We start from the raw sequence: 13,857 nt of genomic DNA, 5'->3' as shown, positions 1-13,857 counted from the left end.
ATTATGAAAACAGTAGGATATGCAGCAAAAAGCCAAGGTTCTGAGCTGACAGAATTTTCTTTTGAGCGCCGCGATTTACGAAATAACGATGTAGAAATTGAAATTTTATACTGTGGTGTGTGCCATTCAGATTTACACGCCGTACGAAATGATTGGGGTGGCAGTGACTACCCATTAGTACCTGGGCATGAAATTGTTGGTAAAGTTATGTCGGTAGGTAGCGACGTTAAAAAATACAAGCAAGGCGACACGGTTGCTGTTGGTTGTATGGTTGATTCGTGCCAAAGCTGCGATCAATGTGATAACGATGAAGAGCAATTTTGCCGCGAAGGTATGATTGGTACTTACGCAGGCAAAGACCGCATTAGTGGTGAAATGACCCAAGGTGGGTATTCTAAACATGTTGTTGTACGCGAAGAATTCGTACTTTCCGTACCAGAAAATTTAGACCTTTCTCGCGTAGCACCGCTACTTTGTGCAGGTATTACTACTTACTCGCCACTTCATAAATGGGGCGTAAAAAAAGGCAGCCGTGTTGGTGTTGTTGGTCTAGGCGGACTTGGCCATATGGCCGTTAAAAATGCAGTTGCAATGGGCGCAAGCGTTACGGTAATTGGCCGTAGTGAGTCTAAAAAAGATGATGCGGTTAAATTGGGTGCTCAGCACTACTTAGTGTCATCTAATGATGACGAAATGAAAGACTCGCAATCTGCCTTTGACGTCATTATAGATACGGTACCTGTAAAACATGATTTATCTATTTACACACCACTACTTGATGTGGATGGTACTTTAGTTATTGTAGGCCAAGTTGGCCCTGTAGATGAGCTAAGCACGGTACCATTATTAATGGGTCGCCGTCGTATTGCAGGCTCACTTATTGGTGGTATTGCAGAAACACAGCAAATGCTCGACTTTTGTGGTGAAAATAACGTGCTACCAGAGTGCGAAATGATCAACATTGACGAAATTAACACTGCATACGAGCGTATGGAAAAATCTGACGTACGATATCGTTTTGTTATTGATATGGCGTCGTTAAGCGCTTAATTTACTAGGTAAATTAAAAATAATAGAGCCGCTAGTTAGCGGCTCTTTTTGTATTTACTATTTAAAGTATAGATTAACCAGCGGTTTGCGCTGTTGGTTGCTGTTTGTTTAGTTGTAAGTAACTTAGTAGCCACATACCCAAACCACCTAAAAATAATGCAGCTGCTACGTAACCTGTTTGATTAGGTGCAGCACCTTGCGCTATTGCAATTCCGCCGACCCACGGGCCTATAGCATTTGCGGTATTAAATGCGCACTGTACAAGAGCACCGATCATAGCGTGACCTTCTGGAGCAACATCCATTAATAGCGTTTGAATAAGTGTTGCCAAACCCACACTACAGCCAATAAAAAAGATGACAGCATAAAGCATCCAAATATTATGGCTTGCTGTTACATAAGCAAAAGCAAATACAATGGTGCATACAAGCGCAAGGCCAGTGGTTTTAATTGCAGATTTATCGGCAGCTTTACCCAGTACATAGTTACCGAGTGTACAACCAATACCAAACATCACCATAGCAATAGAAATAGTATAAGGCGCTGTTTTTGTTACTACTAAGATGGTGTCGGCAATGTAAGTATAAATACAAAACACCCCGCCAAAGCCAATAATTACAATACCCAAAATAGACCAAACCAGTTTGTTTTTAAGTACGCCAAACTCGTTTAGTAAGTTAGAAGGCTTAGCGTTATCTATATTTGGAACTACTTTGTAAACAAAAATAAAAGCAATAAATGCAAGCACTGCAGCGCCGGCTAAACAGTACCGCCAACTAAGGTTTTGACCCACAAGTGTTACAACAGGCACACCAACAATAGTGGCCACAGTTAAACCCATAAACACCTTAGACATAAAGCTAGCACGCTTACCTTTTGGGGCAATATCCGATGCTAATAAAATAGCCGCGCCAAAATATGCACCATGAGGTAAGCCACTTAAAAATCTAAATATTACAAGTTGCTCAAGCGACGTTGCCATCGCGCTTAATCCGTTTGAGACAAACATTAAGCTTATAAATATGAGCAATGCTTTGCGCTTTCTCATATTAGCAGTGGTAAGCATTAAAATAGGGGCACCCACTACAACACCAATGGCGTAAGCACTAATTGCATAGCCACTTTGTGATGGCGTTGAGCCAAATGTTTCGCTAATTAGTGGCAGCATAGGCATCATCGAAAACTCAGATAATCCTAAAATAAATGTGCCTAGCGCTAATACGAGTAAAATAGCGGTTCTGTTAAGTTGACTAGATGCCGACGTTACATCTGATGTCATAGATGATCCCTTAAGGTTTAATTTTAAAAATGAAACTGCACAATAGATCTTGAATAGGACATATTATGTGTATGCTTAAATTTTGGTGTGAGAGGGTAGTCTGTGAGGGCGCTATTTTAAGTTAAAAAAAGTACAGAGTCATGCATAAATTAGTGGTTTTATTAGGTTTTTAAAATGTTAATTAGAAGAAAATACTACTTAACATTTATAAAATAAAAAAACTATTTATAAAGCATATATATATAAGATATTAAATATTAGCCGAAAGGTTATTTAAAGCTTATATTTACAGTACAGCTACATATTGATATCACATTAATTTGCTAATTTTTGTACTAATTTACTCCTTAAGGTTTTTATATGTTTGGTATTTCTAAAAGAAACGCAAAAATTGAAGAAATGGAGCTTCAATTAATTCAAAAACAATCTATTTTATCGGCAATTAATAAGCACGTTGCTTATATAGAGTTTACACCTGATGGAATAATATTAGACGCAAACCAGTTGTTTTTAAAAACGATTGGGTATAGCAAAGAGAAAATAATTGGTAAGCATCATCGTATGTTTTGCGAACCTGAATATGCAAAGTCAAACGAATATAGTCAATTTTGGCAAGCATTGAAAGCAGGGAATTCTAAAGCAGGCTCGTTTTTAAGGTACAAAGCTAATGGCGATAAGCTTTGGCTTGAGGCAACTTACTTTCCTGTAGAAGAGCGCGGCGTAGTCACCAAAGTTATTAAAATAGCCTCTGATATTACAAACAGTTACATACAAAGAAAAGCGCAAGAAGCTATTGCAAATGCACTCGACAAAGCCTTGGCTACAATAGAGTTTACCCCAGAGGGTAATATTTTAAAGGCGAACCAAAACTTTTTAGCAACAATAGGTTATAGCTTAAAAGACATTGTAGGCAAGCATCATAAAATGTTTTGTACTAAATTGTTTTATGAGAAAAACCCACGCTTTTGGAGTGAATTAGCGCAGGGGCAGTTTAAGTCAGGAAAATTTAAACGTATTGCCGCCGACGGTTCAGAAATTTGGTTAGAAGCAACTTATAATCCAATTTTAGATAGCAAAGGTAATGTAATTAAAATAATTAAGTTTGCATCAAATATTACCGATCGAATTAACAATAACAGTGCAGTGACAGAAGCCGCTGCAATAGCACATGAATCGGCGGTAGCTACTGCTACAACCGCTAAAAAAGGCTCTGAAATACTACAAAGCTCTATAGCGAACTCCGACGCCATTGTAAGCCAAGTACTTAAATCGGTAGATTTAATAAAAAATCTTAATGAACAGTCTGCGGTCATAGGCTCCATTGTTTCGACAATTAGCAGCATTGCGGATCAAACTAATTTACTGGCACTTAATGCCGCAATAGAAGCAGCGCGTGCTGGTGATTATGGTCGAGGTTTTGCTGTAGTAGCTGATGAAGTAAGGCAGCTTGCAGCCAGCACTAGTCGCTCTACTAATGAAATAGCAAGTGTTGTTAAAAATAACCAAGAGCTCACTAATGATATATCAAAGCAAATAACGTCAGTTTCAGACTCATCAAAACAAGGAAGAGAGCTTATTGCTAATGTGTCTGAGGTCATTAAAGAGATTGAACGTGGAGCCGATATTGTTTCTCAAACGGTAGCTAAGTTAAATACTTAGTTAATTGCATGTTCCTATGTTTAAAGCTGCCTTCTTATGTGCTCAAACACACCTAACAACATTTTAAATTGATAAAGTGCGACAATATGTCGCGCTTTTGCTTTTACAACTCACACTATAATTACGCCAATTATTACAGTGGCATAAATTAACAATGGTTTATAAAAGCAAAACTCAAAAAACATATTTACTAACGCCTGTCGCACTTTTTATTAGCGGTGTGCTATCTCCTTTTGCATTTGCCGACGATACGCCTTTAGAAGTGATTGAAGTACACGGACATGCTCAAAATAAGCATTTAGCACTTGGTTCGTCAGAATCGTTATTAAGTGATTTAGGTGTCGATTTTTCAGCAGCGGGCGGCGTATCTAACTTACCTATTTTAAATGGTTTAATGGGCGACAGAGTTAAAGTGTTAGTTGATGGTGCAGATGTAACCGTTGCATGCGCTAATCATATGAACCCGCCACTTTCGTATATCTCGGCTAATCAAATTACGTCTTACAATGTGGTTGCAGGCGTGTCGCCAGTAAGCGCGGGCGGCGATAATATTGCGGGTGTAATAAGCGTTAATTCTATTTCACCACAGTATAGCGATAGCAATGAATTAGGTTGGCACTCAGGTTATGTGTCAGCAAAGTACAGTAGCGTTGATAACGGACGTAAACTTGGCGTTGGTGCACGTTTAGCAAGTGACACGTTTAGCCTTAATTATCAGGGTTCGTTTAGTGACGCAGATAGTTATGAAGACGGTAACGGCGATGTAGTATTAGATACATTGTATCGAGCACAAAATCATAGTTTAACCGCAGCTATGCGCGATGATAAGCAGCAATTAGTTATAAAGCTAACGCATCAAAAAATCCCGTATCAGGGATTTGCAAATCAGTATATGGATATGACCGATAACACCAGCTACGGTGCAATAGCTCAATACAAACGCTCCTTTGAAAACAGCGAGCTTGAAGGGCAAGTTAACTGGCATAGCGTAAAGCACGAAATGGGTTTTTTCAGTGAAGAAAAAACAGGCATGATGCGAATGAAAACCGATGCACAAGATATAAGTACGCAGCTTAAATGGCGTATCGCGCTTGATAAAAACAGCAGTATTTTACTCGGTCAAGAATATTACAATTACAGTATTGATGATTGGTGGCCAGGTATTGAAGGCTCAACCATGATGGGACCAGACAATTACGTAAATGTAAATAACGGTAAACGAGAGCGCATAGCGGCATTTGCAGAATTTGAGAGCCAAATAAATACAAAATTATGGTTAAACGCAGGCGTACGTATTGAAAGTATTAATACCCACGTTGGAGAGGTTCAATCTTACAACGATGACATGAGTATGATGGATATGGACGATATGAGCGATATGACCGATATGAGTAGTATGGAAAGTATGACCATGAGCGATACGTCTACAGATAATACCATCGCTGCACAGAACTTTAATGCTGGCGACAGAGATAAAACCGACACTATAGTTGATGCTAACTTATTAATTAACTACCAAATAACAAATTATGATGAGCTGCAATTTGGTCTTGCCCGTAAAAACCGAGCGCCTAATTTATACGAGCGATACAGTTGGGGTGTAAGTACCATGGCAACCACCATGATTGGTTGGTATGGCGATGGTAATGGTTATATTGGTAAGCCTGATTTAGACGTTGAAACAGCGCATACAATAAGTGCTACTTATATTAAATTGGCTAAAGATGACCGTTGGCGATTAAGCACCAATGTTTGGTATACAGATGTGAGTGACTATATTGATGCTGATATTGTAAGAAGCTTCAATAGTTATGATTTGGACAACACTGCGCGTAACATTTTTCAGTTTACTAATGTAGATGCTATTTTATATGGTGCAAAAATAGATTTAACAGCCAATATTTATGAATCTAAGGATTTAGGTAACTGGCAGTTACACGCTAATGTTGCTAATACGAGAGGCAAGCGCGACGATACTAATCAGCCACTTTATCAAATTAAACCACTGCAAACTCAGCTAGGTATTAGCCAGCAAATAGGTCGATTTGAAAATGCGTTATCTTGGCAGTGGGTCGATACTAAAAGCCGTGTAGATAATGATCGTTTTGAAAACCAAACAGACAGCTACAGCCTGGTTAATTTAAGCTCTAAAGCCACATGGGATTCATTAACGCTAAGTGCTGAAGTGAGTAACGTGTTTGATGAGTACTACCAACTCCCGCTAGGGGGGGTAAGTATTGCGGCACTTAAACAAGATAGCAGTAACGGGTTTGAACAACTTGCAGGACAGGGTCGTTCATTTAATGTAAGCGTTAGTTACGCGTTTTAATTAACTTCATATTCAAATTTAAAAATAAAGCAAAAGCCATAACTGTGTTATGGCTTTTTTTGCGCTTTAATAATTAAGCCGTAAACTTATTTTTATGAAATGTTTGTATGCAAAAAGCGTTCTATTAAGCACGCTTGTATTAATTTTACAGCGTTATTTTAAGGCAATGCAGTAAAAAGCAGTAACTTGTTCATCACCCAATGATTAGGAAATACAGTGTTTAAGCAATTTAAAAATAAAGTGATGGTGGCGCCAACAGCTATGGCCGGTTTAGCTTTGGGTATTGCTAGCATGGGATGGACATGGGAAAACGTTTTTAATTTAAACTCCCAAGGGCAATTTTTGGGAGCGGTACTAGCTGGCGTATTAGTTTTACTTTTGGCTGCTAAGTTTTTACTACACCCTCATTTATTAAAAGCCGATTTAGCACACCCAGTTGCAGGAAGTGTGATCCCTACATTTGCAATGGCTAATCTTGTTATTTCAAACTCAGTTGGGCAATTTAACTCATTAGCTGGCGACATTATGTGGGTTTTAGCTTTTGTGCTGCATCTCACATTTTTGGTGAGTTTTTTATACCAGCGAGCAAAAAAGTTTAACTTTGAGGATATGGCGCCCAGCTGGTTTGTGCCGCCAGTGGGGATAATTATTGCAGATGTTACTTTTTCGGGAAATCCGACATTAGCGTGGTTAGCTTATAGCGCACTGGTGATTGGTATATCAACGTACAGTATTATGCTGCCAATTATGTTTTATCGTTTTTTATTAGCATTAAAAAGTGACTACGAAATACAGCCAACACTTGCCATTTTAGCTGCGCCTGCCAGTTTAACATTAGCGGGGTATTTTCATATTGTAGCTAATCCATCACTTGTTATAGTGGGGGGATTATTTATATTAGCGATAATAAAAACACTGATTGTTTATGTGTTATTTATAAAGTTATTACGCAGACCTTTTACGCCGAGCTACGCTGCTTTTACATTTCCAATGGTTATTGGGGCAACTGCATTATTTAAAATGAAAGACTGGATGCAAAGTATAAACCTCGCAATGCCATATGTAGATACAGTTAATTACTTAGCTACGTTTGAACTTATAGTTGCCACGGCAGTAGTTGGTTATGTAAGTGGTCGGTACTTTTGCCACTTTAAATTATCAAAGCAACGGGTAGCGTAGAGTTACTCTTGGATTACCTCTGGCTCATTACTTTCTTGTTCAGCTAGTTTTTCGCGCTCAGCTTTTGACACATAACCAGGTTTGTTGCTTTTATGTAGTTTAGCGTTAGTGCGTTTATCTTTCTTTTGAAATTTAGTGACGATTTTTTTACGACGGTTCACAATTAAATACCCTGTTAATTTTAAGTCGCGCATTATACATTCATCCTCATAAAAGCTGCTATATAAATATTCAGCTTAAGTTACCTGTGTGTTTAGCGTAAAGAGCTATAAGTAAGCGCTTCATAGCGTTATAATTACCGCTCTTAGTTATTAATTAAATGGGAATTGTTTTGAAAAAGTTAGCTTTAGCCAGTATTGCTTTATTTGCGTTTGGTGCTCATGCGCAGTTAAATAAAAATATTGATAGCGTTGCCGATTACGCAGTAAATACCTACCAAAATGCTCAAATACACACACTAACTAACTTAGTGGCTTTTCCGACCGTTAATAAAAGCGACATTACAGCCCCTCAAAATCCCGATTTTATTGGCTTTAAAGCACTGTTAAAAATGAAAGCCGCAGAGCTTGGTTTTGACTACCAAGATTTAGGTTATACCGTATTAATAGGTATGGGCGAGCAAAACGAAAAAGTAACGGTAGTAACGCACGGCGACGTGCAACCTGCTAATGCTAGCAAATGGAAACAAAGCCCTTTTATTATTGATACGTCTGAACCTGGTAAATTAGTTGGTCGTGGTACTGAGGATGATAAAGGCGCAATAGCGACAGCGCTTTACGCCATGAAGGCAATTAAAGATAAAGGCATAACGCTTAATAACCGTATTGAGCTGATGATTTATCTTGCTGAGGAGTCTGATTGGGGTCCGCTAACTAAATTTATGAAAACGTATGAGCAACCAAAATATGCAGTAACGATTGATGCATCATATCCTGTAGTGGTTGCCGAGAAAGGCTGGAGCTTAATTGCTCCTACCTTTAATGCAACATCGCCACAAACGGGTTTATATGTAAAGGATGTAACTGGCGGTGCGTTTAGAAGCCAAATTCCAGAAGACGCCAGCTTAGTACTTCACAATGCAGACGCTGCACTTATTAATACATTAAAAGCAAAAGCCAAAACATTAAATAAAGTTGAGTTTAACTTTAGTGAAAAAAGTAATGGTTTAGCAATAAGCGTTAAAGGTATGTCGGCGCATTCATCAGAGCCGGAGTCGGGTATAAATGCGATTGCGTATTTAGCTGAGTTATTTAAAGGCGTGGAGCTTGAAAATAACAGTGACGGCGAGCTAATCGACTTTGTAAATCAGTTAATTGGTTTAGATATTCACGGTAAACAGTTTGGCGAAATAGCCTATAAGCACGACTTTATGGGCCCGATGACAGTGGCACCAACTGTTATTGAGCGCGATGGTAATGCGCTAACACTTGCTGTAAATGCACGTCGCCCTATGGGTAAAGACGAAGCTGTATTACAAAAGCAAATTGATGATGCGCTCGCTAATTGGCAAGCCACTAACAATGTAACGCTTGCCAACATAGAAACAATCATTGGCACACCTATGCTGCTTGATAGCGCGCCGCATGCGCAAAAGCTGCTTGATATTTTTAAGCATTTTACGGGCGACGAAAAAGCTGACTTTGTATCAATAGGTGGTGGCACTAACGCAAAGCTGTTTGATAATGCGGTATCGTTTGGTCCTTCAATGCCGGGTAAGCGCTACACAGGTCACTCAGAGCATGAATTTATGACACTTGAGCAACTTGAGCTTAATTTACGTATGTACACAGCGATGATGATAGAGCTAGGTAATATGTAACCTAAAGTTATTTAGAAAATGCCGCCTTGTTTAACTGAACTGACCCAGCAAGGCGGCTTTTTTGTGTTTATTAAAATTGGGCTACAAAGCTAAGATTATATACATCATAGTTATCATTATCAGTGTAATTAGCTGTGAAGTAGTAGCTATCATTAATAAAGTACTTACCTTCAATAACTAAATCAGAGTCGTTTGAGCCAATACCGACTGCAACATGTTTATTAAAGTAATAGTTTGCGAGCACATTAAAAACTGAGTCGTCGCCAACATCTAGTTAGTCAACATTTATAGCAAAATAACTGTCATCGTAAAGATGGGCAAAGTAACGTGATGATAGGTCCCATGACTCTGTTTCATCATCTGTTTCATCATCTGTTTCAACAGTAAAACCAATGTAGTCGGTGTCATTGATTTCATGATTATATTGAGCTTTAAATAAATAAACTGTATCGCTATATTCATAATCTAACATACGAACAGATACTTTTAGTGAATCAGCAAATAAGTAACCTAAACCAAGTGAATAGTTGTCGGCATCACCAATATTAGGTAGTTCAAAAGTTGCAAAAGCATTGCCGTAAAAGCCTTCTCCAAAAATACCTTTTCCACTATAACCATCTGAATTAAAATAATTTAAGCCTATATTACTATCTGTATCCAAGTAGCCATAATCATCCCACACACCTGAGTTTTGCTGTTCCTCAAAGTAATAGTGAGTTGATAACCCGTACACATCATCACTGTAATAATCAGAATCAATTTTTGCGTAGTTTATAGAGTTAAACCATTGTTTTGATTCTGACTGCTCGACGTTTGCAGACGCTGTACAGCTAAGTGCGAGTAAAGTGAGTGGCATTAAAAAGCGCATAAGTATCCCTTCTTATAATTAAGTAAATTTGTTACTAGAATGGGTATTATATTTATGAGGTTTTATAAGGCAATTAAATGATTGTAATAAAGTGTTTGGGTATTGTAGATTTTCCTAATTAAAAACGTAGGTTACCTCAGGCAAGTTTTCAAAGCTTGGTTTGGCAAATAAATACCCTTGCATAAGCTCAACACCTGCGTTTTTAAGCCATGTATATTCTTCTACTGTTTCAATCCCTTCAGCCAGTGCGATAATATTTAAATCGCGAAACATATTTAAGCAATGAGTTACTATTAATTGGCGTTTTTTGTCGTTGCTTATATCGCGTATTAGCGCCATATCCAGCTTAATAATATCTGTTTGAAAGTCAGCCAGCAGATTTAAACCAGAATAACCTGCACCAAAGTCATCAGTGGCGGTTTTAAATCCGAGAGACTGATAGTAATCAACAACGCGCTTTATGTGTGCGGTGTCTTCTATTTTTTCTACTTCAGTAAATTCAAACATAATATTTTGAATTGGGAAGTTATACTTTTTTGCAGCTTCTAGCGTGGTGCGTATACATCGCTCTGGTTTATAAATAGCATTAGGTAAAAAGTTAATGCTTAGCATTGATGTTATGCCCAGCTTTGAGGCTAATTGAATGGCTTTAATGCGGCAAAGCTGATCAAATGCATAGCGGTTGTCTTCATTTACTTTTGAAATGATTGAATAAGCAGACTCGCCATTTAAACCTCTAACCAGCGCTTCATAGCCATAAATAAGATTAGTTTTACAGTTTATAATCGGTTGAAAAGCCATAGAAAAATCAAATTCGAGATCGTTAGCGTCAGCACAGTTACTACACGTAACTTTTTCACAATCTTTTGATTTTTCGCTCATTTAGCTCATCCTCTTATGTTTATTTGTTTAGGTTAGTTGAGATTAGATTCTAACACAAATAGATTAAAGTATTGTTTTTTATGTTTTTATACATGATAAATAACTATGCAATTAAATGAAAAGTGATGACTAATGTCAGATCACTTAGTGACATTTAGCAGGTGTGTACGTTGCTTATTAAAACAATAATAGCGACATACATTACTTGGAGAATATAAATGAGCAATACAGTGACATTAGGCAAAAAAATTAAAGGATATTTACTTATTTTAACTTTGCTAAGCGTTATAAATTTACTAACTTCGCCTAGTTATATATGGGTAGTATGGCCAGCAATTGGGATGGGAATAGGGCTTGTAGTGAGTACTTTGAGTAGGAATAAACCTAAAAATACTTCTTTATAATAAGCAAGCCAAGTAATTACTTACTTGGCTTTTTTAGTAAGGAACTGTCTAAACAGTTAAGTCTAAATAGTTAAGTCTAAATATTTAAAATGCTGATTGAAGTGTCGCATCTAGTGATATTTCGGTATTTAAGAGCTTGGAAATAGGGCAGCTCTTTTTGGTTTGCTCACATAAGGCTTGAAACTGCTCGTTTTGAATATCATCAATACGCGCTTTTACCTCAAGAGCAATATGCGTTACTGAAAAACCGTCATCTACTTTATCAAGGTTTACAGTGGCTTTAGTATCAATTTTATCTGCGGTAAAGCCTGCATCACCTAATGCAAGCGAAAGCGCCATACTAAAACATGCACTGTGCGCTGCACCTACTAATTCTTCAGGGTTTGAGCCTGCCTTATCTTCAAAGCGGGTATTAAAACCATAAGGTTGTTTGTTAAGCGCGCCACTTTGAGTTGATATGCTACCTTTGCCTGTTTTAATATCGCCAGACCATGTTGAACTAGCCGTTTTTTTAATAGTCATCATCTTCTCCTTGCTTGAGTGTAAGCTTTTCAGGTTAGCTAAGCGTTATTTACAAAATAAACTTATATAAAGCCTTAAAAGCACTAATTACTGATGATGTTGCAAAATAGACGCCAGTTAATTGTTACTCTTATTTATTACGCCTGCAGCGCTCTGAACAGAAAATAACGTTATCCCAGTCGCGCTGCCATTTTTTACGCCACGTAAAAGGTTTATTACAAATAGGGCATATTTTTTGAGGTAAGTTTAGTTTTTTGTGCGCCATGCTTACTCAGCCTTACTGTTACTTTTAGTATCCGTTTTACTTTTTGTTCGAGTAACTTTTTGAGTACCCCCAACGTGCTTTTTAAGAATCCTCCCTATGGCGCGTTTAACATCGGCTCGCTCACGGTATTGCCATAAGCGCTCGCGTGCTTCTTTTGAGGCCGCTGTTAAATCAAGCATGGGTTCGGGATAATCCTCCCCTAACTTAAAGTCGTTAAAGAGTGCTTCCATTGGAGTTTGCTCCCAAGGCTGATGTAAATATTCAATAGGGAGTTTTTCAAGCTCCGGGCACCACTTTTTAATAAATGAACCTGTTGGATCTTGATCTTCTGATTGTTTAATTGGGTTGTAGTGCCTAATGGTGTTTATGCCTGTTACCGAGGCTTGCATTTGAATTTGCGGGTAGTGAATGCCAGGCTCAAAATCTAAAAAGTAATTAGCGAGAGGAAAGCTTGCTTGCTGCCAGCTTATATTTAAATGATGCGTTACAAAGCTTACAAGCATGGCGCGCATTCTAAAGTTTATGTAACCGGTGGCTTTTAAGCAGCGCATGCAAGCGTCAATAATGGGAATACCTGTTTGACCCTGTGCCCAGCGTTCAATATCGTTTTTCACATGTTCATCATCGCGATACGGAAATACATGGTAGCCTGGATTAAGGGCTAAAAATTCCATAGAGCACTCGCTCTCAAACTTTTGCATAAAATGGCAGTGCCAATGCAAGCGCGATACAAACGCTGCTAGTGGGCGTTTCCAGCCTCTTTTATCAGGGTGTTTTGAATGATATTCATCAATGGCCATTTGATACACTTGCCTAAGGCTAATATTCCCCCACGCTAAGTACGGCGAAAGTCGGGAGCAATGTGTTTGGCTTAAACTTGGGCTCGATATTCCTTTTTGATAACCTTTACCGCGCTCGGCAAAAAAGCTCTGCATTACAGTTCGCGCATGCAGCGGGCCACCTTGTTGAAAGCTGTCGTGATCTTGCGTGTAAGCGCTTGGCAGCTCAGGTGCTTGATAGTTATTGAGGGTAATTGTTTTTATACTCTTCCAATTAGGAACTGCAATAGGTGCTTGCATTGTTTGCTGCCAGCGTTCGTTCCAATTATTACGATTTTTTTTGCCGCGAATAACCGCGCCTGTTTGCGACTCTTGCCAATTAATATGGTTATGCTGGCACCATGCTTTTATTGCTTTATCGCGCTCAAAGGTGTTGTTTAAGCCTATTTCTTGATGGCTAAAAATACTAACTATTTCAAACTGTGCCTTTAACGATTCAAGTAAATCGTTCATATTTAAATTAAAGATATAAACACAGGCGTTAAAACGCGCTAGCTGATTATTTAACTCAACTATTGATTGATACACAAAGCGCCAGTGCCGCTCATTGTAGTGTGCATCTTCGAGCAATAATGGCTCAAAGTTATAAAGTAATAGGGTAGGTAAGCCATTACTGAATGCATTTTTTAATGGTTGATGATCGCTAAGACGCAAATCACGTTTAAACCACACGATGTTTATTTTCATATAATTTGTTTATTGCTTTAAATAGAGATAAAAATTAGCTTGTTATTTAACTGAGTCAGCCAAACCTATACGTAA

14 protein-coding genes are annotated in these 13,857 nt (G+C 38.2%); 6 read left to right on the top strand and 8 right to left on the bottom strand.

Annotated features, from left to right (window positions below):
* Positions 1-3: 3 nt before the first annotated feature.
* Complete coding sequence (locus tag I6F54_RS09815) at positions 4-1,050, top strand: NAD(P)-dependent alcohol dehydrogenase (protein ID WP_197141169.1); 1,047 nt, start codon at positions 4-6, stop codon at positions 1,048-1,050.
* A 73-nt stretch (positions 1,051-1,123) separates the two neighbouring features.
* On the opposite strand, the gene I6F54_RS09810 is transcribed toward I6F54_RS09815, so the two are convergent.
* Entirely contained in the window at positions 1,124-2,329 is a 1,206-nt protein-coding gene (locus I6F54_RS09810; protein ID WP_165729015.1) for an MFS transporter, read from the bottom strand.
* 360 nt (positions 2,330-2,689) lie between these two features.
* Between I6F54_RS09810 and I6F54_RS09805 the strand changes: the two genes are divergently transcribed.
* The 3 genes from I6F54_RS09805 (at position 2,690) to I6F54_RS09795 (ending at position 7,496) form a co-directional block, all read left to right on the top strand.
* Positions 2,690-3,988: a methyl-accepting chemotaxis protein gene (locus I6F54_RS09805; protein WP_165726424.1), complete on the top strand. Its 1,299-nt coding sequence runs from the start codon at positions 2,690-2,692 to the stop codon at positions 3,986-3,988.
* A gap of 154 nt (positions 3,989-4,142) precedes the next feature.
* Complete coding sequence (locus I6F54_RS09800; protein ID WP_197141167.1) at positions 4,143-6,317, top strand: TonB-dependent receptor; 2,175 nt, start codon at positions 4,143-4,145, stop codon at positions 6,315-6,317.
* Between the two features lie 216 nt (positions 6,318-6,533).
* On the top strand, positions 6,534-7,496 hold the full coding sequence (locus I6F54_RS09795) for a TDT family transporter (protein ID WP_165729017.1): 963 nt from the start codon (positions 6,534-6,536) through the stop codon (positions 7,494-7,496).
* Positions 7,497-7,498: 2 nt separating this feature from the next.
* Here the strand turns inward: I6F54_RS09795 and I6F54_RS09790 are convergent, their stop codons facing one another.
* Positions 7,499-7,690, bottom strand: a complete 192-nt coding sequence (locus I6F54_RS09790; protein ID WP_008169531.1) for a DUF2986 domain-containing protein — start codon at positions 7,688-7,690, stop codon at positions 7,499-7,501.
* A 137-nt stretch (positions 7,691-7,827) separates the two neighbouring features.
* On the opposite strand from I6F54_RS09790, the gene I6F54_RS09785 reads away from it, so the two are divergent.
* Positions 7,828-9,315 (top strand): dipeptidase, encoded by a 1,488-nt coding sequence (locus tag I6F54_RS09785; protein WP_197141165.1) that lies wholly within the window; start codon positions 7,828-7,830, stop codon positions 9,313-9,315.
* A 70-nt stretch (positions 9,316-9,385) separates the two neighbouring features.
* Here I6F54_RS09785 and I6F54_RS20300 read toward each other — a convergent pair whose 3' ends face one another.
* The 3 genes from I6F54_RS20300 to I6F54_RS09775 form a co-directional block, all read right to left on the bottom strand.
* A complete protein-coding gene (locus I6F54_RS20300; RefSeq protein WP_231609628.1) occupies positions 9,386-9,559 on the bottom strand; it encodes a hypothetical protein in 174 nt (57 codons plus the stop codon).
* Positions 9,560-9,589: 30 nt separating this feature from the next.
* Positions 9,590-10,183: a putative porin gene (locus I6F54_RS09780; RefSeq protein WP_231609627.1), complete on the bottom strand. Its 594-nt coding sequence runs from the start codon at positions 10,181-10,183 to the stop codon at positions 9,590-9,592.
* Between the two features lie 114 nt (positions 10,184-10,297).
* Positions 10,298-11,065, bottom strand: coding sequence for an EAL domain-containing protein (locus I6F54_RS09775; protein ID WP_008136989.1), 768 nt, complete (start codon positions 11,063-11,065; stop codon positions 10,298-10,300).
* A 218-nt stretch (positions 11,066-11,283) separates the two neighbouring features.
* Here I6F54_RS09775 and I6F54_RS09770 point away from each other — a divergent pair, with 218 nt between their 5' ends.
* Positions 11,284-11,469 (top strand): 2TM domain-containing protein, encoded by a 186-nt coding sequence (locus tag I6F54_RS09770; RefSeq protein ID WP_010555348.1) that lies wholly within the window; start codon positions 11,284-11,286, stop codon positions 11,467-11,469.
* An 84-nt stretch (positions 11,470-11,553) separates the two neighbouring features.
* On the opposite strand, the gene I6F54_RS09765 is transcribed toward I6F54_RS09770, so the two are convergent.
* The 3 genes from I6F54_RS09765 to I6F54_RS09755 form a co-directional block, all read right to left on the bottom strand.
* Positions 11,554-11,991: an OsmC family protein gene (locus I6F54_RS09765; RefSeq protein WP_197141163.1), complete on the bottom strand. Its 438-nt coding sequence runs from the start codon at positions 11,989-11,991 to the stop codon at positions 11,554-11,556.
* Between the two features lie 130 nt (positions 11,992-12,121).
* On the bottom strand, positions 12,122-12,256 hold the full coding sequence (locus tag I6F54_RS09760) for a DUF2256 domain-containing protein (RefSeq protein ID WP_076916399.1): 135 nt from the start codon (positions 12,254-12,256) through the stop codon (positions 12,122-12,124).
* Positions 12,257-12,258: 2 nt separating this feature from the next.
* Entirely contained in the window at positions 12,259-13,782 is a 1,524-nt protein-coding gene (locus tag I6F54_RS09755) for a cryptochrome/deoxyribodipyrimidine photo-lyase family protein (RefSeq protein ID WP_197141161.1), read from the bottom strand.
* Positions 13,783-13,857: the final 75 nt, after the last annotated feature.

Origin of the sequence: Pseudoalteromonas sp. SWXJZ10B (genome assembly GCF_015864475.1) — a bacterium.
GTDB classification, from domain to species: Bacteria; Pseudomonadota; Gammaproteobacteria; order Enterobacterales; family Alteromonadaceae; genus Pseudoalteromonas; species Pseudoalteromonas arctica.
The sequence above is the reverse complement of the archived record's forward strand: the minus strand, read 5'-3'. Positions and strand labels throughout refer to the sequence as shown.

Excerpts from the sequence above, each read along its gene's own strand:
- I6F54_RS09815 (WP_197141169.1), top strand. The coding sequence starts at position 4 with ATGAAAACAGTAGGATATGCAGCAAAAAGCCAAGGTTCTGAGCTGACA.
- I6F54_RS09810 (WP_165729015.1), bottom strand. The coding sequence starts at position 2,329 with ATGACATCAGATGTAACGTCGGCATCTAGTCAACTTAACAGAACCGCT.
- I6F54_RS09805 (WP_165726424.1), top strand. The coding sequence starts at position 2,690 with ATGTTTGGTATTTCTAAAAGAAACGCAAAAATTGAAGAAATGGAGCTT.
- I6F54_RS09800 (WP_197141167.1), top strand. The coding sequence starts at position 4,143 with ATGGTTTATAAAAGCAAAACTCAAAAAACATATTTACTAACGCCTGTC.
- I6F54_RS09790 (WP_008169531.1), bottom strand. The coding sequence starts at position 7,690 with ATGCGCGACTTAAAATTAACAGGGTATTTAATTGTGAACCGTCGTAAA.
- I6F54_RS09780 (WP_231609627.1), bottom strand. The coding sequence starts at position 10,183 with ATGCGCTTTTTAATGCCACTCACTTTACTCGCACTTAGCTGTACAGCG.
- I6F54_RS09775 (WP_008136989.1), bottom strand. The coding sequence starts at position 11,065 with ATGAGCGAAAAATCAAAAGATTGTGAAAAAGTTACGTGTAGTAACTGT.
- I6F54_RS09770 (WP_010555348.1), top strand. The coding sequence starts at position 11,284 with ATGAGCAATACAGTGACATTAGGCAAAAAAATTAAAGGATATTTACTT.
- I6F54_RS09765 (WP_197141163.1), bottom strand. The coding sequence starts at position 11,991 with ATGACTATTAAAAAAACGGCTAGTTCAACATGGTCTGGCGATATTAAA.
- I6F54_RS09760 (WP_076916399.1), bottom strand. The coding sequence starts at position 12,256 with ATGGCGCACAAAAAACTAAACTTACCTCAAAAAATATGCCCTATTTGT.
- I6F54_RS09755 (WP_197141161.1), bottom strand. The coding sequence starts at position 13,782 with ATGAAAATAAACATCGTGTGGTTTAAACGTGATTTGCGTCTTAGCGAT.